At 33.3% G+C, this 22,767-nt stretch carries 22 protein-coding genes and 1 pseudogene; 18 read left to right on the top strand and 5 right to left on the bottom strand.

The window, feature by feature from the left end:
- Positions 1-142 precede the first annotated feature (142 nt).
- On the top strand, positions 143-3,001 hold the full coding sequence (locus IP023_RS13095; protein WP_241790843.1) for a M16 family metallopeptidase: 2,859 nt from the start codon (positions 143-145) through the stop codon (positions 2,999-3,001).
- A 70-nt stretch (positions 3,002-3,071) separates the two neighbouring features.
- Here the strand turns inward: IP023_RS13095 and IP023_RS13090 are convergent, their stop codons facing one another.
- On the bottom strand, positions 3,072-3,638 hold the full coding sequence (locus IP023_RS13090) for a hypothetical protein (protein ID WP_241790842.1): 567 nt from the start codon (positions 3,636-3,638) through the stop codon (positions 3,072-3,074).
- Positions 3,622-5,151, bottom strand: coding sequence for a 2,3-bisphosphoglycerate-independent phosphoglycerate mutase (gene gpmI / locus IP023_RS13085; protein ID WP_241790877.1), 1,530 nt, complete (start codon positions 5,149-5,151; stop codon positions 3,622-3,624). Before gpmI ends, IP023_RS13090 begins: the two co-directional genes overlap by 17 nt.
- A 92-nt stretch (positions 5,152-5,243) precedes the next feature.
- On the opposite strand from gpmI, the gene IP023_RS13080 reads away from it, so the two are divergent.
- The 5 genes from IP023_RS13080 (at position 5,244) to IP023_RS13060 (ending at position 9,273) form a co-directional block, all read left to right on the top strand.
- A complete protein-coding gene (locus IP023_RS13080; protein ID WP_241790841.1) occupies positions 5,244-5,657 on the top strand; it encodes a DUF4783 domain-containing protein in 414 nt (137 codons plus the stop codon).
- Between the two features lie 74 nt (positions 5,658-5,731).
- Complete coding sequence (gene nadC / locus IP023_RS13075) at positions 5,732-6,589, top strand: carboxylating nicotinate-nucleotide diphosphorylase (RefSeq protein WP_241790840.1); 858 nt, start codon at positions 5,732-5,734, stop codon at positions 6,587-6,589.
- 16 nt (positions 6,590-6,605) lie between these two features.
- A complete protein-coding gene (gene plsY / locus IP023_RS13070; RefSeq protein ID WP_241790839.1) occupies positions 6,606-7,256 on the top strand; it encodes a glycerol-3-phosphate 1-O-acyltransferase PlsY in 651 nt (216 codons plus the stop codon).
- 39 nt (positions 7,257-7,295) lie between these two features.
- Positions 7,296-8,099 (top strand): M48 family metallopeptidase, encoded by an 804-nt coding sequence (locus IP023_RS13065; RefSeq protein WP_241790838.1) that lies wholly within the window; start codon positions 7,296-7,298, stop codon positions 8,097-8,099.
- A 97-nt stretch (positions 8,100-8,196) separates the two neighbouring features.
- On the top strand, positions 8,197-9,273 hold the full coding sequence (locus tag IP023_RS13060) for an agmatinase family protein (protein WP_241790837.1): 1,077 nt from the start codon (positions 8,197-8,199) through the stop codon (positions 9,271-9,273).
- A 76-nt stretch (positions 9,274-9,349) separates the two neighbouring features.
- Here IP023_RS13060 and eptA read toward each other — a convergent pair whose 3' ends face one another.
- The 3 genes from eptA to IP023_RS13045 form a co-directional block, all read right to left on the bottom strand.
- On the bottom strand, positions 9,350-10,870 hold the full coding sequence (eptA, locus tag IP023_RS13055; RefSeq protein ID WP_241790836.1) for a phosphoethanolamine--lipid A transferase EptA: 1,521 nt from the start codon (positions 10,868-10,870) through the stop codon (positions 9,350-9,352).
- Entirely contained in the window at positions 10,851-11,684 is an 834-nt protein-coding gene (locus tag IP023_RS13050) for a phosphatase PAP2 family protein (RefSeq protein ID WP_241790835.1), read from the bottom strand. Before IP023_RS13050 ends, eptA begins: the two co-directional genes overlap by 20 nt.
- A gap of 125 nt (positions 11,685-11,809) precedes the next feature.
- A complete protein-coding gene (locus IP023_RS13045; protein WP_241790834.1) occupies positions 11,810-12,175 on the bottom strand; it encodes a hypothetical protein in 366 nt (121 codons plus the stop codon).
- A 180-nt stretch (positions 12,176-12,355) separates the two neighbouring features.
- Here IP023_RS13045 and IP023_RS13040 point away from each other — a divergent pair, with 180 nt between their 5' ends.
- From IP023_RS13040 to IP023_RS12990, 12 genes and pseudogenes are all read left to right on the top strand, one after another.
- Positions 12,356-12,739, top strand: coding sequence for a single-stranded DNA-binding protein (locus tag IP023_RS13040; protein ID WP_241790833.1), 384 nt, complete (start codon positions 12,356-12,358; stop codon positions 12,737-12,739).
- A gap of 200 nt (positions 12,740-12,939) precedes the next feature.
- Positions 12,940-14,319 carry a tRNA uridine-5-carboxymethylaminomethyl(34) synthesis GTPase MnmE gene (gene mnmE / locus IP023_RS13035; RefSeq protein WP_241790832.1) on the top strand — a complete coding sequence of 460 codons (1,380 nt, stop codon included), beginning with the start codon at positions 12,940-12,942 and terminating at the stop codon, positions 14,317-14,319.
- 252 nt (positions 14,320-14,571) lie between these two features.
- The gene (locus tag IP023_RS13030; RefSeq protein ID WP_241790831.1) at positions 14,572-15,147 is read left to right on the top strand and encodes a helix-turn-helix domain-containing protein; all 576 of its coding nucleotides are present in this window, start codon (positions 14,572-14,574) and stop codon (positions 15,145-15,147) included.
- Entirely contained in the window at positions 15,144-16,280 is a 1,137-nt protein-coding gene (locus IP023_RS13025) for a tyrosine-type recombinase/integrase (protein WP_241790830.1), read from the top strand. Before IP023_RS13030 ends, IP023_RS13025 begins: the two co-directional genes overlap by 4 nt.
- 4 nt (positions 16,281-16,284) lie before the next feature.
- The gene (locus IP023_RS13020) at positions 16,285-17,853 is read left to right on the top strand and encodes a hypothetical protein (RefSeq protein ID WP_241790829.1); all 1,569 of its coding nucleotides are present in this window, start codon (positions 16,285-16,287) and stop codon (positions 17,851-17,853) included.
- 53 nt (positions 17,854-17,906) lie between these two features.
- Positions 17,907-18,239: a helix-turn-helix domain-containing protein gene (locus tag IP023_RS13015; protein WP_241790828.1), complete on the top strand. Its 333-nt coding sequence runs from the start codon at positions 17,907-17,909 to the stop codon at positions 18,237-18,239.
- A 73-nt stretch (positions 18,240-18,312) separates the two neighbouring features.
- Complete coding sequence (locus IP023_RS13010; protein ID WP_241790827.1) at positions 18,313-18,639, top strand: hypothetical protein; 327 nt, start codon at positions 18,313-18,315, stop codon at positions 18,637-18,639.
- On the top strand, positions 18,626-20,170 hold the full coding sequence (locus IP023_RS13005; RefSeq protein WP_241790826.1) for a DNA primase family protein: 1,545 nt from the start codon (positions 18,626-18,628) through the stop codon (positions 20,168-20,170). Before IP023_RS13010 ends, IP023_RS13005 begins: the two co-directional genes overlap by 14 nt.
- Before the next feature lie 52 nt (positions 20,171-20,222).
- Positions 20,223-20,372, top strand: a pseudogene (locus IP023_RS15960) (PG0870-related protein); the annotation flags it as partial.
- Between the two features lie 30 nt (positions 20,373-20,402).
- Positions 20,403-21,236, top strand: coding sequence for a DUF6371 domain-containing protein (locus IP023_RS13000; RefSeq protein ID WP_241790825.1), 834 nt, complete (start codon positions 20,403-20,405; stop codon positions 21,234-21,236).
- Positions 21,237-21,319: 83 nt separating this feature from the next.
- On the top strand, positions 21,320-21,907 hold the full coding sequence (locus IP023_RS12995) for a hypothetical protein (RefSeq protein WP_241790824.1): 588 nt from the start codon (positions 21,320-21,322) through the stop codon (positions 21,905-21,907).
- 112 nt (positions 21,908-22,019) lie between these two features.
- Positions 22,020-22,767 (top strand): hypothetical protein (locus IP023_RS12990; protein WP_241790823.1); only part of this gene is annotated, 748 nt, incomplete at its 3' end.

The following is a 22,767-nucleotide window of genomic DNA, read 5'->3' as shown; positions in this document are numbered from 1 at the left end:
CTGATATGCGATTTTACTGTATTGTATAGGTATATTATGAATAAATGAAAGGCTAATACCATTGTAATTTATTTAATACTATAGCATATTTAAGGCCTTTAATAATTTAATTTGTACTTGAAATCTAATTGTTATAACATTAATGAAATTTTTAAAACCGTTAGCTGTAGCATTCTTATTGCCTGCTACATTTGTGTCTGTTGACGCAACGCCATCAATTTTAAACCCCGAAGCTAAGGTCATATTAGCTGCAGACTCCTTAAAATGGAACAACCCATTGCCTTTTGACAATGAGGTGAAAGTTGGTAAATTGAAGAATGGTTTTACCTATTATATTCGTAAAAATGTAGAACCTGCGAAACGGGTTACTATGTTTTTAGGTGTTAAAGTAGGTTCTATTTTAGAAACAGAAGAAGAGCTAGGTTTAGCACACTTTCTGGAGCATATGAACTTCAATGGTTTGAAGCATTTTCCAAAAAATGATTTAGTAAATTATTTGCAGAAAGCAGGCGTTCGTTTTGGATCTGACCTGAATGCTTATACGGGTTTTGAACAAACGGTATATCAATTACCTATTCCTTCGGATGATCCAGAATTATTGAAAAATGGTCTTCAAGTAATGCGTGATTGGGCGCAAGATGCTTTATTGACAACAGAAGAAATTGATAAGGAAAGAGGTATTGTCCTAGAAGAGATGCGTGGTGGAAGAGGGGCAGGCCAACGTATTCAAGATAAAACATTACCAGTATTATTGAATGGTTCCTTGTATTCCAAGCGTCTTCCGATTGGTACGGAGGATATAATCACTAATTTTGACCCTGCCGTAATCCGTGCATTTCATCAACGTTGGTATCGTCCGGATCTGCAGTCAATCATCATAGTAGGGGATATTGACCCTATTCAAATAGAGCATGAAGTAAAGCGTCTTTTTTCGGATCTTAAGGTTCCAAAGAAACCTGTAGAGCGCAAGAAATATAGCGTGGATTTGACCAATAAGAATCAGTTTTTAGTGGTTACAGACCCAGAGATGACTTCTACGGTAGGTCAAATTATAATTAAGCATCCCGAAGAAAAAGTCAAGACTGTAGGCGATTATAGAACCTTGTTGATGAAAAGTTTCTTTAATCAAATGATTGGTTCCCGCTTGCGTGAGTTGGCACAAAAGCCGGAGTCACCATTTTTGCAAGCAGGTATTTCGATTAGCTCTTTATTTGGTGGGCTCGACAATCTATCTATTTCTTATGTAGCGAAGCCTGGCCAACTGGAAGCAGCTACGAAAGCAGTAGTTCGTGAATTGGAACGCTTCGAGCAATATGGTTTTACAGAAACGGAGTTTAAGCGTACCCAATTAGCATTTGCTAAAAATAACGAAACACAATACGTAGAGCGCGACAAGCGTAAGTCTGATAGCTATGTAGAGCAATATTTGTCACATTTCTTAGAGGGTGATGCTACGTTGAGTAATGAGGATAGATATCAGATTACAAAACAATTGTTGCCTACGATTAGCCTGAAAGAAGTTGAAGCTGTTGGGCATCGTTTTTATACCGATAATAATAGAGATATAATTATTATATCTCCAGAGAAAGATAAAGGTATGATGCCGGTAGAAAGTACGGTTAATAGCTGGTTGGCAGAGGTCAATAAAGAAAAGCTTACGGCTTATGAAGATCAAGTATCAGCTTTGCCATTGTTAGCAAAACAACCTTCTAGTAAAGGTGCAATAGTTGCTTCTAAGGCTCTTGAGCCCATTGGAGCGAAAGAATTGATCTTAAGTAATGGTGTCAAAGTAATATTAAAACCTACAGCATTCAAAAATGATCAGATATTAATCACTTCATTTAGTCCTGGTGGAACTTCCTTATATAATGATGCTGACTATTTTTCTGCAACCAATGCTGCAGGATTAGTCAATGGCTCAGGTTTGGGCCAGTTGAATGCTGCAGAATTAAGAAAATATCTTACCGGAAAGAATTTGAATATCTCCCCTAATATTTCGGAGCGTTCGGAAGGGATCTCTGGTTATACAGATAAAGAAGGTTTAAAAACGGCTTTTGAAATGATCTATGGCTACTTTACAGAGCCAAGGATTGATACGGATATTTTTCAAAGTAGCATAGCTAAGGTATTGTCATCTATGGAAAATAGAGAAGATGATCCTTCATTTGTATTTGGAGAAGGCATCCGTAGAACACTTTATGGCGATAATATCAGAAGAAATTCTCCGTCGCCAGCACAGATTAAAACTGTAGATCAGGATAGAGCATTAGCGATTTATAAAGAACGCTTTGCGGATGCTTCAGATTTTACATTTACAATCGTAGGGTCGATTACGGAAGAAGAAATAAAACCTTACTTAGAGCAATATATAGCGACTTTACCTGCTTTAAACCGTAATGAAACAGCAAAAGACCTAGGTATTAAAGAACCCGCTAAAGGGGTGGAGCTAGTGGTCAAGAAAGGTAAAGAAGCAAAAGCGCAAGTAGCGTTGTTATATGCGGGTGATTTTGATTATTCAGAGCAAGAGAAATTAAATTTTCAAGCGTTAGAAAGTGCTTTATCTATCAAATTGTTAGAAAGATTAAGGGAAGATGAATCTGCAGTATATGGTGTTGGTGCACGAGGATCAAATTCTAAAAATCCTTCACCGCGTTACAATGTACAGATATCATTCGGTACTAGTATTGACAAGTATCCTACATTAATAAAGTCAGCTTTAGATGAAGTAAATAAGATCAAAAAAGAAGGCCCTACACAGGGTGACTTAGACAAATTTTTAATTGAACAACGTCGTCAGTTAGAGCTTCAATTGAAAGAGAATAATTTTTGGTTGTCACAGATCAGCGGTTCCTACCAATTGCAAGAAGATCCTACAGCTATCTTGCGCCGATTGGATGAATTGAACAAAATTACAGTTGAATCTATTCAAGAAGTAGCGAACAAATATTTAGTTGAAGATAAATTATTCAAATTTATCTTACTTCCAGAAGATACGAAGTAGCATTTAGTAGTACAAAACGTAAAAAACCTCCAAGGGATCCCTTGGAGGTTTTTTATGTTTTGTAAGTGCTTTATTTTATTTCACCTTTGATTTCGTAATCGTTGGTGCCTAGGATTATCACTTTTTGACTCTTTTTGATACTGTACATTTTATTGGGCTGATAAATCAGTGTTTCATCAGTTCTATACAAAAAATTTTTTATTTGTTTTGCAATTTCAATTTGACTTGGAATATTGTTGTCATAGGTAATAGTTACTTTAGATACTTCAGCTTTATCGTCTGTAATTTTATAATTTACAACATTACCAATGCTATCTTTTATTATGTATCCCTTATAAGCAGGCTTATTTAAGTCTACTGTCAAGAAAGAGGATAATTCAATATTCCAATCCCCAATATTCAACTCTTTTTCTTCACTTACTTGATTTGTATATACAGTTTTTAAAACTAAAGGATTTCTTTTTTGTAGAGCTGAAATCTGTTCTCCAAAATACAAAGGAATATCAAAATAAGTAGAATTAGTGTCCACGCTACTTTTTAAATCTTTGGATTCACAGCTCGATAATAAACTAGCTAGTCCTAATGGAAATAGGACAGCTAGTCTATTTAGTTTTTTTATTTTAGTATACCAATACATCAGCATTCATTTCCAAAGGGATCTCCACACCTAATAAGTTCAATACCGTAGGTGCAATATCTCCTAATTTACCGTCTTTGATATTTTTGTAATCTTTATCAATTAATACGCAAGGTACCAAATTTGTCGTATGTGCCGTGTTTGGTGAGCCATCTGCGTTGATCATAAACTCGGAGTTACCATGGTCCGCAAGGATAATAAAAGAATAACCATTGGCTAAACCTGTTTCCACTACTTTCTGTGCACATCTATCTACTGTTTCTACCGCTTTTACTACTGCTTCAAATACACCTGTATGACCCACCATATCAGGGTTGGCAAAATTTAAACAAATGAAATCAGGCGCATTTGTTTCGATATCATTTACAATAGCATCTGTGATACTCTGTGCACTCATTTCTGGTTGCAAATCGTATGTCGCTACTTTTGGTGAAGGTATCAATAATCTTCTCTCACCCTCAAATTCGGACTCTCGTCCTCCTGAGAAGAAAAATGTTACGTGTGGGTATTTCTCCGTTTCGGCGATTCGTACTTGTGTTTTGTTATTCGCCGCTAATACTTCACCTAATGTATTCGTAAGGTTATCTTTTTGGAAAACTACTTTTACATTTTTGAAGCTCTCATCGTAAGAAGTCATGGTCACATAATACAAATCCAAAGGATTCATATTGTATTCTGGAAATGGCTTTTGTGTTAATGCGATAGAGATTTCACGACCTCTATCTGTTCTGTAATTGTAACAGAAAACAACATCACCTTCTTGGATCGTAGCAATAGGACTGTTGTTGCCGTCTACCATCACAATAGGTTTTATAAATTCATCCGTTATATTGTTTTCATATGATGATTTGATAGATTCCTGTAGGTTATTAGATGCTGTACCTGTGCCATGTGTCAGTAGATCATAGGCTTCTTTGACACGTTCCCATCTATTGTCACGATCCATCGCATAATATCTACCTATAGCTGTCGCAATAGTACCTACAGAATGCTTCAAGTGACCTTCCAATTGCTGCACATAACCCAATCCTCCATTAGGATCTGTGTCACGGCCATCTAAGAAGGCATGTATAAATACTTGTTCATTTGTTAATCCTGCTACTTTGGCCGCATCACACAATGCTTTTAGGTGATTGATGTGTGCATGTACACCTCCATCAGACAATAAACCAATAAAATGTACTTTTTTATTTTTTGATTTTGCGTAATCAAATGCATCTTGGATTACTGTATGTGTTTCAAATACACGGTCCGTGATTGCTTTGTTGATTCTACCTAACTCCTGATAAACGACACGTCCTGCTCCCAAGTTCATATGACCTACTTCAGAATTACCCATTTGACCTTCAGGTAGACCTACGGCTTCGCCAGATGCTTCCAGCCTAGAATTAGGGTACTTTTCTAATAAACTGTCAATAAATGGCGTATGAGCTGCTAAAACTGCATTTGAGCTATTTTCGGGGCCATATCCTAATCCATCCAAGATTAGTAAGGCTACTTTTTTCTGATTTATATTGTTCACACACAAATATAAAAAATAATGATTATTTACTTTTTAATTTTTCAATAGATAATTAAATTTGTATTACTAACATAATTCAGACTATGATGAGGATATCTAAGCAAGATAATATAAAAAAGTTGATGAAGTATGTTTTTTCTTTAACTGTTGTTAGCATGTTATTTAGTTTTCAAATACCTAAAGTTTACAGTAATATTCTCGAGGGTTTGAAAAAAAATGATAGTAAAGCTGTGGTAAAATATTTTGGTTCCACTGTCAATCTATCTCTGAATGGTCAAGACCGCATCTCTACCAAGTTTCAATCCGAATTAATATTAAATAATTTTTTCAAAGAGTATCCAATTAATACTATTAAGATTGTTTCTAATGGTGGCAATGGCCAATCTACTTCTTATGTAGTATATGGCATTAAGACTATAAAAGAGAATTTTCAAATCGTGGTTAAGTTCATGGAAATCAAAGGAGAAACAACTGTTGTTGAATTTAAAATGTACTAAAATATTTATTTCAGCTATTTTTTTTCTTAAATATATATTTTTTTTACTCATCTTAGCTTAATATTTGGCATTAAATGACGCAAGAATACAAGGATAAATTAGCTGTTTTTGTTAAACAAGCTCTAGAGGAGGACGTAAAAGACGGCGACCATACATCACTAGCTTCCTTACCGGAAGATAAACTAGGTGAGGCAAAGTTGTTAGTTAAAGAAAACGGTATAATAGCAGGTGTAGACGTAGCTGTAGAGATATTTTATCAAGTAGATAAGGATTTTCATGTTGAAGTTTTTATCCATGATGGCGATGCGGCAGAGGAAGGGCAGATCGTACTTTATGTACGTGGTAGGATTCATTCTATCTTAAAAGCTGAGCGACTGGTATTAAATGTAATGCAACGAATGTCTGCCATAGCTACTAAAACGGCAGAATATGTTAAGCAGCTAGAAGGTACAGGTGCTAAAGTATTGGACACCCGAAAAACTACACCATTACTACGTTTTCTAGAAAAAGAAGCTGTTAAAATTGGTGGCGGTGTTAATCATCGTTTTGGTCTTTATGATATGATTTTGATTAAGGATAATCATATCGATTATGCGGGCGGTGTTGTTAATGCTGTACATAATGCTGTAAAGTATAAAAAAGAAAATAATATCAATATTCCGATCGAAGTCGAGGTTCGTAATTTTGATGAATTAGGAGAATTATTAACGACTGAGGGTGTTGAGCGCGTGATGTTTGATAATTTTACACCTGAGGATGTATATAAAGCCGTAGATATCGTAAAAGGAAGATTTCTGACAGAAGCTTCTGGAGGCATCACCTTAGATACTATTCGTAATTACGGGTTGGCCGGTGTAGATTATATTTCAGTAGGGGCGTTGACACATTCTGTCAAAAGTCTAGATTTGAGTTTGAAGGCAAAGCTTATATAGAGAATTAGAAACGTTAATGATTTCAATATATTTAATAGGGATAGTAATATTAGCTTATTTGTTTGGCTCCATTCCAACTGCAGTTTGGTTTGGTCAGGCATTTTACGGGGTCGATGTTAGGGAATATGGGAGTGGGAATGCGGGTGCTACAAATACATTTCGTGTTTTAGGAAAAAAAGCGGGTACTATTGTGATGTTTGTCGATATCCTAAAGGGATGGACAGCTACAAATTTACCCTATTTATTAGATTCTTCAATTGTCGGAGACCCTAATTCGCCACATTTTGTTAACTTCCAATTGGCACTAGGTGTTATAGCAGTATTGGGACATTTATTTCCTATTTTCGCGGGATTTAGAGGTGGAAAAGGAGTGGCTACTTTATTTGGGATGATTTTAGCCATACATCTATCTGCAGCATTGTGCTGTGTAACTGTATTTGTATTGTGTCTTTTGATTACACACTATGTATCCCTGAGTTCTATTTTGGCGGGTTTTACTTTCCCCATTAGTCTAGCCTTAGTTTTTAAGACTACGGTGCCCTCGATTATGCTTTATGCTATCGCGATATGTGCACTAATACTTATTACGCACCAGAAGAATATCGAAAGACTTTTGAAAGGTAAAGAGTCCAAGATCTATCTTTTTAAGCGTAAATCACCAAATTAATTTGAGGTTTGTATATAACTGTTAATCAATACTATTAAAATGAAAAAAATATTTAAATATTCTGCTATGGCTTTGTTAGCGGTTACAGCAGTAGGGTGTGCAACATCAGCAATTACAGGTAGAAAATATTTAAAATTAGTTGATAGTAACACGATAAATCAACAGTCTTCATTGGCATATAAAGAGTTTTTGTCCGATAAGACGACTAAAGTAATTACAGGAACTAGTCAAGCTACAACCGTAAAACGTGTAGGTAATAATATTGCGGCAGCAACCATGCGCTATCTGAAAGAAAAAGGTATTGCTGATAATTATAATTTCAATTGGGAATTTAATTTGATTCAAAGTGACGATGCTAATGCATGGTGTATGCCAGGTGGTAAAGTTGCTGTATTTACAGGGATTTTACCTATTACAGCGAATGAAGCAGGCTTAGCAACAGTAATGGGGCACGAGATTGCGCATGCTATCGAAGAGCATTCTGTAGCTCAGGCATCTAACCAAATGGTATTACAAATGGGTGCGCAAGTATTAGGTGCTGCAGGGGCACTAAGTACGAATAAAGGCGTCGATGTAATGAACCAATTGTATGGCATTGGTGCTCCTCTTAGTCAATTGAAATTCTCGCGCAATGATGAATTGGCAGCAGACAAGGCAGGTTTGATTATTATGGCAATGGCAGGATACGATCCCAGAGAAGCTATCGCTTTTTGGGAAAGAATGGCCTCGGGAAAATCGGGCGCGCAGCAGTCTGAATTTTTAAGTACTCACCCTAGTGATGCGCGACGTATAGCGCAGCTGCAGGAGCTGATGCCTGAAGCCATGAAGTATTACAAAAAATAGCACATACGAGCTTTTAATGATACAAGCAATCCCTTCGGATTGCTTTTTTGTTGTATGATTTTCTATCTTTGTAAAATAGAAAATATTGAATTTTATTATGTCGACTAAGCAAGAGAAAATAGCAAATTTTGACCCTTCACAGCCCGGTTTGGCTGATTCTAGTATATTTGGACTACCATTTACGGCAGAGGAAAGTGATATTATTGTCGTGTCTGTGCCTTGGGAAGTAACAGTGAGCTATGGGGCGGGAGCATCTAATGGACCTGAGGCAATATTGAATGCTTCTTTTCAAGTAGATTTATTGCAACAGGATTACCCAGAGCTTTGGAAGTTAGGAATATATTTGGATGAAGGTCCACAACATTGGGCTGAGAAAAGCGAATATTATAAAGCCAAAGCGCAACCTATAATTGCGGCTTTGGAAAATGGTGAAGTGATTACGGAGAACCCACAATTGGCAAAAGATTTAGCGGAAATTAATAATGCCTCTGCTCAATTGAATAGTGAATTGAAAGAGCGTGTATTAGCATGGTATGCTAAAGGGAAAAAGGTAATACTATTGGGTGGAGATCATTCCACGCCATTAGGTTATTACCAAGCTTTATCTACAATACACGATAATTTTGGGATTCTACACTTTGATGCTCATATGGACTTACGTATAGCTTACGAAGGATTTACATATTCGCATGCTTCTATTATGTATAATGCTATTCAGTTGCCACAAATTAGTAAATTAGTGCAAGTTGGTATACGTGATTTCTGTGAACAAGAGGTAGCTGTAGTGAAGTCTTCGGATAAAGTAGCTGTTTATACAGACAAGGATTTGAAGAAAGCTGAATTTGAAGGGCAAACTTGGCAGCAAAAAATAGATGAAATCATCAATTTATTACCACAAAATGTAGCGGTAAGTTTTGATATCGATGCTTTATACCAATGGTATTGTCCTAATACGGGAACTCCAGTACCGGGAGGAATCTCTTATGAGCAAGCGACCTATGCGTTGTCAAGATTAGCGGATTCTAAGAAAAATATAATCGGTATTGACTTAGTTGAAGTTGCACCAGGTGAAGATGAATGGGATGGTAATGTCGGTGCACGTTTATTGTTCCATATGTGTGGTGTATTAGCTAAAAATAATGGTCTACATACTGGAGAGCCTATTATATTTTAATAATACGAGTTCTAAAGTATTTATACAGCTTGGCTTTAATGACTTTTGTCGTTAAAGCCAAGCTTTTTTAGGGGATTTACTTAAATATATTTAAGGATTCATTATAAAAAGGGGTATTGATGCTAAGGAAATTCAAAACACTATGAAAGACATGATTTTGTGATACCTGTTCTTGTGGTTTTAGCTGCTTTGAATTCTCCGAAACCCATACTATAAAAGGGATTTCATATTGTTCCTTTGGTGCAATACTCATTGGAACACCATGCATATATAGATTTTTTTCTCCCAATGACTCCCCATGATCTGACACATAAATCATCGCGCTTTTATAATCTTTTAGTTGCTCCAATTCACCTATTATACTGTGTAATATATAGTCTGTATAGACAATTGTATTGTCATAAGCATTGATAAGTTCTTGGTTAGAACAATGTGCAAGTTCTACAGAGTTACATACAGGTTTGAATACCTCAAACTGTTTAGGGTATTTTTTGCTATAAGTAGGTCCATGGCTGGTACTCGTATGCAGTACTATTAATATCTTGTCTTGCTTTGCATTTACTATTTCTTGTTTGAGGTCTTTTAAAAGGATCTCATCATAAGCGCAGCTTTCATCTTTACAGTTAGGAGCCAAATCTTCTGCTTTTTGGTATTTATCGATATGCACTGGTGGCTCCCCCCAATTGGTGGTACGCCATATTACAGCGACATTATTGCGGTCTAAATAATTTGGAAGAATTTCGTAAAGTTCATTCGTGTTTTGATGCTCTAGTAGACATTTTACAGCCGCAGTTGTGTAGGTGGCACATGATGTAGCCTTAAAATGGTAGAGATTGTCAGTCTTTGCTAATAGAGGGTTAGTATTTTTATCATATCCATATAAAGAAAAATTCTTACTTCTCGCTGATTCCCCAATTACTAATACAACGACAGATTTCTCCTTATTTGTGATCGTAGCGTCAGGAAGTAATATTTCTTTTTCGTTTTCTTGATTCTTGTGAATAAGGTATCTTGGAATATTGACGGTATACGACCAAGGCATAGCTAGGCCACCGATTACTTTAGAATGCTTGTCTATCCACAGTATATTGTTCGCATTGGCGATAACAATAATAATAATTAAGCTCAAGGCGATTCCAGTATTTTTGAAAAAAAGCTTCAGGTTTACCTTTTGGATCTTAACCTTAAAAATTAAAATTGAAGGTATAATTCCCAACAATACAAGATATAGTACGAGTTTTAAGGCAAAGAAACTACTGGATTCCGCATAATTAGTATTAAATATATTGCCGATCATGCTTTCATCTATGATGACACTGTACGTATTTATAAAATATACGGCCACAGCATTTATCACAAAAAATAGTGATGTTATAATTCTCCCAAATAAAAAATTGATGGAATAGAATAAATAAAAAACAAAATAGTTAGCCAAAATAATCATTGCCATGAAACTGGCTATTAAAATTGAGCCACTCAGCGTCTTATAATTGCTGTTTTCAAGTATAAACGTGCAAAAGGGTAAATTAAAGAATAAAAAATTAAGCGTACAAATGAATAAAATGAGTTGTGATAATTTAAACGTTTTTTTTAACATATAGGTTGATAATGAGATATAGCGATATTAATAAACTGAAAAGTGCTAAATAAAATATAACTAAGTTAATAGCTAGTATTTTAGTAATTATTATAATAGAACTAACAGCGAATAAAGCTATAAAAAAAGGATAATATTTCCTATTAGAAATCCACCCCCAAAGGCTATATTTTTCATTAATAATAATGCCTAATATACCAGATATATACCCAATAATAGCACCAACGGTAACATCAATAGGGTAATGTGCCCCGACACCTATTCTTGTAGAAATTAAAACTATGCCAATAGTGCATATACAAAATGTCCACATCACGCGGTGCCTGAAAAGACTAGGCATAAAAGCAAATAGGAGTATAGTTAATACCGTAAATACCGTGATCGAGTGCCCCGAGGGGAAGCTGTTATGTCCCGTCAGTTTGTCCCCAATTATCGTGAAGTGATCCTCTAAATAGGTTGCTGCGGGTCTTTTAATGCTAAATAATCGTTTTAAGACAACGGTAAATACTGCAGAAATTATAAAACCTGTGATCAAAGATTCCCAAAACTTAGGAGCATAGATTAATAGGGCAGTAAAAAATGAAAGTATAATTAAGCCATCACCCAATTCGGTAAGGTTTTTTAATGCCAATGGATATTGTGCTAGCTGCGTATTCAAGGATATGAACCAATCCTTTTGAAAATTGCTATAAGTATTACCTTGTAAGGCATCATTAATATATAGCACACTAAATATAGCCAATAACAATATAATTGGTACAATAAATACATGGTATTTCAGTTTGGCAAAATTGGTAGTGACGGTATTATTCATTTATTTATAAATTTATATTGGTAGCATGGAATAGGTTAATTCCCTCTTTTCAATTGTAAGTTCAAATAACTGAAAAAAAAATTTATAAACAATATTATTTATTAAATTAATATTGTTTGCTGAAGTTATTTTTCTTTCGCGTCTTGTGATACAAGAAGGATGTAGTCATTTTCCAATTCTAAATAACCATAATTATATACAAATATGTAGGATTGTCCTTCCTTGCTGTGCATTGTATGGGTGTGATAAGTAAAATTATAACCTTCCATTAATAATTCATTCCGCTTGATTTTTATAATTTTATTTGTATCAAATTGACGCTCTATAATTCGTCTATTTTTACGTAGGATAGTATTTATATTTCGAGTAATATTATTTTGATAGCTATTCAGCCGATTGTTGTAGCTATTTCGGCAGAAGTCATCACAAAATCGTTTATCTGTTCTTCCTTGGATTGGTAATTGGCATTCTATACATATTTTTCTTTTCATAATCTTTACGCTAAGGGTTGGATAATTATTTTTAAACAGTTATAATCGATATTAAGTAGTTATCTCCCGAATCAAAAACAGTGCTATCGTTTATTTTGTAATGTTTAAACATCATTATTATAGAGCACATGTTGTTCACTAATAGTTAATGTATTTAATTTACAAATTAAATTTTAAAGTATGAGTAGTTTAGTTAATCAAGTTCAATTAATTGGACATTTGGGTTCGGATGCAGTAATTAAAACAACGGCACAGGGTGTACAAGTAAGTACATTTAGTGTGGCTACCAATGAAATGGGGAAGAGTATTTCGGGCGAAAGAAATGAAGCCACACTTTGGCATCAATGTGTCGTATGGGGAGACCTTAATAAGCGCATAGAAAAATACGGTAAGAAAGGTGCTCAAGTTATGATACAAGGCTCTTTAAACTACCGCAGTTATGAAGATACTAAGGGGCTAACAAAGCATTTGACAGAAGTGAGGGTGCATAATTTTTTGGTGCTAGTATTCGCAAAAAGTAAAGACTATATAGAACATGAAAATGATGATAAATTGCCTATTTAGTATCAAGGCAATGTATGGCAATCGGTAGGACCGGTCATATTATTATTTATGTGGCTGCTAAACAATTCTAAATCTTTGTAGGCTATAGATATAGTTCTATAATTACTTTAAGCGTACTATTAGGTATAAAATTCGATAATAATCTTGTTTAAGAGTTTAAATAGTAAGTTATTTTCATTTTTAAGCCTTACTTTTGCGGTATGTCTACAAATGGATTAATATCACAAGATACTATTGTTGCCTTAGCAACATCAGCAGGTGCGCAAGGTGCTATTGCTGTGGTTCGTGTTTCGGGCGCACAGGCGATAAGCATCGTTAATTCTATCTTCAAAGGAAAAGATCTTACGAAACAAGCTACACATACCATTCATTTCGGGACGATCCGTGATGAGGAAGAAATTGTGGATGAGGTTTTGGTGTCTTTGTTTGTAGGACCCAACTCGTATACCAAAGAGAATTCCGTAGAGATATCGACACACAATTCTAAGTATATTATAGAACGTGTGATTAATCTTTTGATTCGTAAAGGTGCACGCGCTGCCCGCGCTGGGGAGTTTACATTGCGTGCTTTCCTTAATGGTGGATTAGACTTGTCGCAGGCCGAAGCGGTTTCAGATTTGATAGCTTCTAATTCAGCAGCCTCTCATCAGATTGCTATGCAGCAGATGCGCGGTGGATTTTCTAATAAATTGAAACAGCTACGTGAGGATTTAGTTCACTTCGCCTCCCTTATTGAGTTGGAGCTTGACTTTGCCGAGGAGGATGTGGAGTTTGCAAACCGTGACCAACTTAAAAATCTTATCCAACAGATATATACTGTTATTAATAAATTAATCTCTTCTTTTGAACAGGGCAATGTGCTGAAAAATGGCGTACCCGTCGTTATTGCGGGAAAGCCCAATGTCGGTAAATCTACCTTGCTGAATGCCTTATTAAATGAAGAACGTGCTATTGTTTCTGATATTGCAGGTACTACACGTGATACCATCGAGGATGAAATCAATATCAATGGCGTTACCTTCCGATTTATTGATACTGCAGGGATCCGTGAAACGGTAGATGTGATCGAAGCCAAAGGGGTAGAGCGTACCATGGAGAAGATGAAGCAGGCCCGACTTATTGTCTACTTGTTTGATCCTATGCAGGATAAAATAGAAGCTGTACAGGAACAAATTGTTGAGGTCCAAGCTTTGGATATTCCTTTTGTGACGATCATCAATAAAGCGGACCTTATCACAGCACAACAACGTGATGAATATGCTGTACTCCAGCCTTTATATATATCCGCCAAAGAGCAGATTGGTATTGAGGAGCTCAAAGAGGAGCTGCTCCGCCAAGTGAATCTTTCGAATATAAATACGGATGATGTGATGGTTACCAATATTCGTCACGTCGAAGCATTGCAGCATACACAGTCGTCTTTAGAACGTGTGCTTTTTGGTATCGACAATCCTGTGACTTCGGATTTCTTAGCAATGGATATACGCCAAGCTTTACATCACCTCGGTGAAATAACAGGTACCGTAACGACGGATGATCTTCTAGATAATATATTCTCTAAATTTTGTATCGGAAAGTAACCGCAGTAAATTGATAAATACAAAAACAATATTTAAATTACTTTAAAGCCTCTAAATGAGGCTTTTTTATTACTTCAAAGTAAGTTAGTTTATTTCTATTATGGAAATATTTACTTATTATTTGTTGCGTTTGTGTTGCTTGTCTATTATCTTAGTGTAATTTTGTTGCGGTAATGCCGATGTAGTTTACACTTTTGTACACTTTTTACAGATAATTTACACTTTATAGGGGGAAATTATACTTTTTAAAATATGAGTTCAAATATTACAGTTATTCGAGTTTGTGAGCATTGCGGTAATGATTTTACAGCCCGAACAACTGTTACAAGGTTTTGCGGTGATCTATGTGCTAAACGGAATTATAAGCAAAGACAAAAGGAAAAGAAGATAAGCCAATCTAACAAAGAAACTGAAAGTATAAAACAGAATAAGGTTAAGTTTATCAAAGACGTTTCAAATTTAGAATTTCTTAATCCAAGTGATACGGCTAAATTATTACAATGTAGTCGTGTTTATGTCTATAAGCTTTTAGATAGTGGTAAATTGTCTTTTATCCAATTGTCAGAAAAGAAACGATTGATTAATAGAAAATCAATTGATAATTATTTATTATCATTACATAAGCCAATTATAAAAACTGAAATTCTACAATTTGAAAAGCCCTTTGATATAAATAACAGCTTATCTATGTCGGAAGCTCAACAATATACTGGACTATCTGAAAAGGCTTTGTATAGTGCAATAAAGCGAAATAACATTAGAAAGCATCAAAGCGGTAAATACGTGTTTGTTGAAAAGGTTGAACTTGATAAACTATTAACCAAATGACTAGAGTAGAACTAAGAAAACGTAAAAGGGATAACGGACGTTTAAGTTTGTTTCTTGATTATTACCCACCTATTAAAGATATGAAGTCGGGTAAAGAGAAAAGGCAAGAATTTTTAAAACTCTACATTTGGGAAAAGCCAAAAGGTCAAGCCGAAAAGGATTTTAATAAATCTGTATTAGCTACTGCAAACGAAATATTAGCAAACCGCATCAACCAAATACGTAAAGAGGATATTTATTCCCCTTTTGAAAAAGAGCGTTTGAAGCTTAAAGAAATAGGTGATCAAGATTTTATCGAATATTTTAAAATACTGACTAGAAAAAAGAAAGACAGTAACCGCCAAACATGGAAAACGGTATTGATGTATTTAGAAGAATACTTTACTAATGGATTGAAGTTTTCAGATATTGACGAAAGAACAATAAACGGATTTAAAGAATATTTGCTTACAGCTAAAAGTATAAAATCAGATAAAACAACCTTAGCACAAAATACAGCCCTTTCATATTTTAATAAAGTCAAAGAGTCATTAAAACAAGCTTTTAAAGATGGTTTTTTACAAGTTGATATAAACGGACGTGTTGATCCAATTAAAGCAGAGGAAACACGCAGAGAGTTTTTAACTATTGAAGAATTACAACGATTAGTAAATACGCCTTGTAACGATGATGTGTTGAAACGTGCATCTTTATTTAGCGCCTTGACTGGGTTGCGGTTTTCTGATATAGTAAAGCTAAAAGGTAATGAGGTTAACAATGATAGTACTGGTTACTATTTAACTTTTACCCAACAAAAGACAAAAGGTGTAGAGAATCATTATATCAGTGAACAAGCTTATAACTTATTAGGTGATTTTGATAAAGATGATAGTCAAGTATTCAAAGGTTTGAAGTATTCAGCTTATAGCAATAAGCACTTAGCGCAATGGATCGGCGCATCTGGAATAACTAAGAATATAACCTTTCATAATTTCCGTCATACATACGCTACATTGCAATTAGATAATGGAACAGATATTTATACCGTTTCAAAGCTGTTAGGTCATAAGAGCGTTAAAACAACGCAAATTTATACTAAGGTTTTGGATGATAAGAAAAGAGAGGCAGCTAATAAGATTAAATTAAATTTTTAAGGGTATGAAAAGGAATTTAAAAATGTTATTTGATAGAGAGATTTCAAGTAATAGAGTTGATAAAAGTTTTCCATTATTTTTAAAAAAGCTACTTGGTGATAGTGTAATCTATAATTATTTATTTGAGCAATTTAAAAGAGCACCCTTAATACATGATTTTGATAGTTATTTAGAATTATATTCTAATGAATCTGTGAAAGCTACTGATTTGTTAAATGACTTTATTAATAAACATCTTGATGAGGTTCTAGATCCAAGTTGTTATATCAATAATCTTCATGAAACACAATTGATAAAATTATCTAAAGAATTAGATAAGGTATTCATTGATATGCAGAAATATGTTATAGATGATATAAATAGTTCTGAGGATAAAAATAAAATATTTGACATTAAACAAAGTGAAGTTTTTGCGTATGATTTTTATTCAAGGATTATGGCAGTAGACAACCTTTATGTTAGAGAAAAGTTCTTTCAGTATTTCTTAAGTGAAGATAACAACATTTATTTTGAGATTCAATACTGTATCAATAATAAATATAATGATAGAATTGATAGTGAGAAATGGAGGTCACTAAAACGTAATTTTAATTTAAACCTTAATAAGTTGATTACTAGAAACCTTACATCAAGTTCTAGTGAAATTGACTCAACAGTTTCATCTCGTGGTTCGATATCAAATTTTAATCTATTGCTTAAAGAACTTAAGCGTTTAAATCTGATTGTGGAGAATTGCTATTTAGTTCCTGGTGTTGGTAAAGTAAAAGTATCTGAAGCACCAAAGGGCTTAGAAAAGACTTTTAAAGCAGTAGATTTATTAAGCGTTACACTTACCGATAAGAATTATTTAAGGGATTTACAGAGTGATGCAATTAATGAAATAATGTTGCTAGATGATGAACAGCTAGAAAAATGTATGAATAGACTTATATCATTTAATACCTTTAAAAAGCTTTATGAATTTTTCGGCACTTTTTATGTTAAGTTTATTAATAATGAATACGACAATAGAGATTTGTTTGATTTAGAAATGTGTTTAGAAGGTTATTTTTCAGTTAATTATCCTGAAAATTCAGAAGTTAACTGGGATTTTGTACATGAATTGCAAGATGAAATATCACTTAAAAATGGCATATTAAATGGCTTAATTTATCAAATTGAACAAATGACTAATACTAGTCATCAAAAGGAATTCGAAGAACTTAAAAAGACTGAAGCTAAAGCTTCAATCAATGATGGTGTTAAAAACAGAGGAAGAAAATATACTGCAAAGGAAGATGCATTAGCCTATGTTTTCGATTTGTACGCTAATGACTTATTAATTCCTATAAACCCCATTGATCAAAGTATAAGTAAAAGTTCTTTGATTGGTGTAGGTAAAAAAAGAGGATTTGATAAACCAGATACATTTTATAGAGCAGTAAAAGTTGTACATGATACTGATTTGAATTCTGAAAAGTATTTGAAATTTATTTCCAAAGATTGGCTTAATGTGTTACAAGATTTATCAGATGATTATGAAAAATTAAGTAAGTATTTAGAAAATAAGGGATTGATAGGGAAAAATCCCTAATAGTCCCCACGAAATTCCCTTTTCATATTTGATGCATATCAAAATTATTTAATATGCATAATATTGTTTTAAGTCCAATTGGAATCGAAAATCTAGTCAGCTTAATAGCTGATGAAGTAGTAAAGAAGTTATCTAGCCAACCAGAGCCAAGCGAAGAAAAGCTTTTCGGCGTAGATGGGGCTATGTTGATTACTGATCTAAGTAAACAAACTATCTATAACAAAGTAGCTAAACGAGAAATTCCTCACCAAAGGAAAAACGGACGATTGTATTTTTCGTCAACTGAATTGACCGAATGGATTAAATCAGGTAAAAGGAAAACAAACGAAGAAATTAAAGCAGATGCTCAATCTTACCTAAAAAAGAAAGGGGTTAACAATGTATAACCACTGCAACCCCTCAATATCTTTAAATTCAACCAAAGATAAGCAATTTTTAGTTACTTCGATTAGACAAACTTTGGAAAAAGCCCTTAATAAAAGCTTTTTTCAGCTTAAAAAAGAGAATACAGAGGATAGGCTTTATTATCTAGGGTTGCGATATGTAACCACAACCAATAAAGCTATTTGTGAAGCTTTGACTATTCCAGTAGAAGCAGGTACACGATATAAACGTTCACTTGAAAAAGCTGGTTTATTAGTTCAGTCTATTGATGGATTTAATTGTCCTTACACATTCCATAAATCACATTTATTAAGTACCAATCCTAAAGAGTTTGTAAAGTTTCAAAAATCAAATTCTAATCAACTTAATCTATTTGAGAAAGGGGGTAATGATGGAAACTAATAATATCAACCCAAATTTTGATAATCTAAACAATCCAGAAACGATCAAACAGCATTTTGAGAAATTGACTAATAGTAATGTAATACTACATGATCAATTACTATGTGTTTTGTTAGAACAAGTTCAGCCAATTGATTTTAAGGATAAAGCCTTTCCGCAAATAGCCGAATTAAAAGAACGCTTAAAGCATTTGACAGATCAGTCAGATGAATATCATTCTATAAAAAAGGAAATAGAAAGCTATAAGGTAGGTTTAAAGCATTACTTGATAATCAGTATTGAAAATGTTTTAAGTATCGCAAATCGTAATAAATGGGGTTTATGTAAGAAACACGATTTTATTTACTTGTATAATGGTCAGTACTGGCAAGAAGTAGACAAAGAATTGTTTCAAAATTTTTTAGGTGAAGCATCTGAAAAAATGGGGGTCGTAAAATTCACATCTAAGCACTATGAATTTAGAGAGAAACTGTATCGTCAATTCCTATCTATGGCGTATTTGCCAGAACCAGAAAACAGGAAAGATGCGGTGTTGATCAATTTAAAGAATGGCACTTTTAGAATTACAGCAAATGAAAGCAAGCTTACTAATTTTGATAGTAAGAATTGCCTAACTTATCAATTACCTTTTGCTTATGATAAAACCGCAACAGTACCGATATTTCAAAAGTATTTAGATACTGTTATTCCTGATAAAGAGAAGCAAAATATATTAGCTGAATATTTGGGGTTGGTGTTTATTAAGAACGGAAACAAAGCTATTAAAGAGGAAAAAGCACTTATACTTTATGGTACTGGTGCAAATGGTAAATCAGTATTCTTTGAGATTGTAAACGCTTTATTAGGTGATGACAATGTAAGTAATTACTCTTTATCTAGCCTAACAAATGATAACGGTTATTTTAGAGCTAAGATTGCAAACAAACTTGTTAACTATGCGAGTGAGATAAATGGCAAATTAGAAGCTTCAATATTTAAGCAATTGGTATCTGGTGAACCAGTAGAAGCACGTTTGCCGTATGGTCAACCTTTTACATTAAGAGAATATGCACGTCTTATTTTTAATTGTAATGAATTGCCAAAAGATGTAGAGCAAACAAACGCCTATTTCAGACGATTTTTAATTATTCCTTTTGATGTGACTATTCCAGAACATGAACAAGATAAAGAACTACATAATAAGATAATTGACAATGAATTGTCTGGTGTGTTTAATTGGGTTTTGTCTGGACTTGATCGTTTGTTGTCGCAAAAGGGATTTACTAAATGTAATGCAGTAATTGAAGCAGTAGAACGCTATAAAAGTGAAAGTAACAGTGTGTTGATGTTCTTAGAAGATAAAGGATATAAAAAGTCCTTAGAAGAATACCAAAGATTGAGTGCTTTGTACATTGAGTATAAAAATTTCTGTATTGAAGATGGTATGCTACCATTTAAGAAGAGTAATTTTTCAAAACAATTGAAAAATTTAGGTTTTGTTTCTGATCGTCAATCTGGGACTGGTCAAAACATTGTATTTATTGGAGTTTAATAAAAAAGCTAATGTTTCTGTTTTCTTCCACAAAATTCACACTTTTCACAAAATGAAATATACTTTAGAATCTGGTAGCAAAAAATTTCATTGTCCTAATTGCGATAAAAAGACTTATGTGCGATATATTGATACGTCAACAAATCAATATATCGACTATGAGTTTGGTAGGTGTGATAGAGAATCACGATGTCAATACCATAATAAACCAAACTTTGGGATTGGTTTAAAAATGAGGCAATACACACAGCGACCAATACAAAAGAAAGAGGTTGTTTATTTCAATTTTGAGGTTTTTAAAGTAACATTACAAAGCGAACGGTACGTAAGTAATGTGTTTATTCAAAACTTAAGTAAAAATGTCTTATATCCTTTTAAAATAAGTGATTTAAATACTGTTATTTCAATCTATAGACTAGGTACTGTAGTTAATGGATATAGGGCAGGAGGTACAACGTTCCCTTTTATTGATATTAACCAGAATGTTAGAGCAATTCAAGTGAAACAATTTGATGAAAATAATCATACCATAGGTACGGACTTCTTACATTCAATTATTGAAAAGCATTACAAAGGCAATAACAAGGATTTACCAAAGTGGTTAAAAGAATATATTAATCAAGATAAGCGTATTTCTTGTCTATTTGGGGAACATTTATTAAGCAAGTATCCAAATAATCCAATTGCTCTTGTAGAAGCGCCAAAGACGGCTATTTATGGCACTTTGTATTTTGGTTTCCCAGAGGAAAGCGAAAGTAATATGATTTGGTTAGCGGTCTATAATAAGAGTAGTTTTTCATTTGATAAATTAAAGGTTTTAAAAGGTCGTGATGTGTTTGTGTTTCCTGATCTGTCAAATAATAAGCAGACTTATAATGAATGGCAACAGAAAGCTTTAAACTACGAAAGTCAGCTATCCAATACAAGATTTATATTTTCTGATATACTTGAACGTTATGCTAATAATGAGCAAAAAGAAAGAGGATTGGATTTAGCTGATTTCTTGATAATTCAAGATTGGAGTAGATATCGACTTTGTGAAAAATGTGAAAAAAGTGAAGCTTAAACAAAGCATTTATTTTTTGATGTAAAAAGGAAGATGAATGAACTGTTTTCCTTAGTTATTTAGGTTATTAATTATAAAAGGTTATGGGAAGATATACAACTTGTCCATTGTTAATAGATGATATTCGTAGACTTACAATATCAGATTTTAAAAAGCTTTCTCTGATTGATTTTAATAGTGCTAGGCAATACACACAAGTAATTAATTGGAATAGTAGTAGAACTAATGAAATCACAGCAAGAATTAGTGTTGATTTTTTAGGAAATGGAATCTATAAATTTCATTATAGTTATAATGAAGTTCCAGTACATTATTATGTTGAAATAGTCAGTGAGCCATCTAATTTGGGAAAAGGGGAGGTTTACTATTTTAAATGTCCTAAGTCAAAGCTAAAATGTAGGACACTGTATTTGTATCATGGTGTTTTCGTTCATAGATCATTATGTAAAGGGGCATTGTATGAAAGTCAAATACATAGTAAGAAGTATCGAGAATTGGATACTATTTTTGGTAATGTATTTGGTTTAGATAGAATGTACGAACAGCTTTATGTAAAAAATAGAAAGAAGTATTATAAAGGAAAAAAGACAAAATGGTTTAGTAAATTAAGAAAAGAGATTGATAGAGCAGAGAATATAAACTTATTAGAGTTTAATAAGTTAATGAATTGAGGCTATAGAAAGATAATAAAAGAGCCTTTTGAATTAAATCTATTTAATCATCTTGTTTTAAATTATTGAATTGATGGTATTATGCTTAGATTAGAGTTTAGTAAACAAAATTATGAAAACAAAATTTTTACTTTTATTAATAGCAAGTATATTGGTATCTTGTAGTAATCCATTAAACATTAGTATTGTTGATGAATTACCAGACAATGTCGTTTCAAAATATATTGCGAAGGATAGTCTTTTTGATGGTTTTTATAAAGAGGTTAGGTTGTTGGTTGATACTGTTTATAAGAAAAACAATATTAACGAAATTAAGCCTATTAAATATTCAGATCTTTATATTATAAACCAAACTTTCAATCGCGAAAGGAAAGCATTAAGTAATGATCAAAATTTGTCTAATTGGCTTTTGGAATACGAAAAGGATATAAAACAATTTGATATTGATTCATTCAAATATACTGATTACATAAACCAAAATGATTACAATAACTATTTGTCTATAGAGCCATTTAGAGTTTATGAAAAAGCGGATTGGTTGGGTGTCAATATCCCAACTTTAGACATGAATATAGAACCATTAGATAACAATAAGATAAGAAAAATAGTAGGTTTTGTTAGCTTAGTTGAAAAAGGTCAAAAAGAGGATATATTTAGTTATTCCTATTCTAATGGTGCTTTTTTCTCTAATAGTGATACATTTCAAAAGAATTTTAAATTAATTGCTCAAGATCATTCTTCTGGAAATAGTGGATTAAGTAATGTTATAAATTTACCTATAGAAGTAATTAAACAGAAATATAATTTTCACTTTAAAATTACAGATTTAGTTGTAAATGATAAATATGTTGATGTTTTAT

It is taken from the genome of Sphingobacterium rhinopitheci, assembly GCF_022627575.1.
GTDB lineage: Bacteria > Bacteroidota > Bacteroidia > Sphingobacteriales > Sphingobacteriaceae > Sphingobacterium > Sphingobacterium rhinopitheci.
This window is presented reverse-complemented; position numbering and strand designations above follow the sequence as displayed.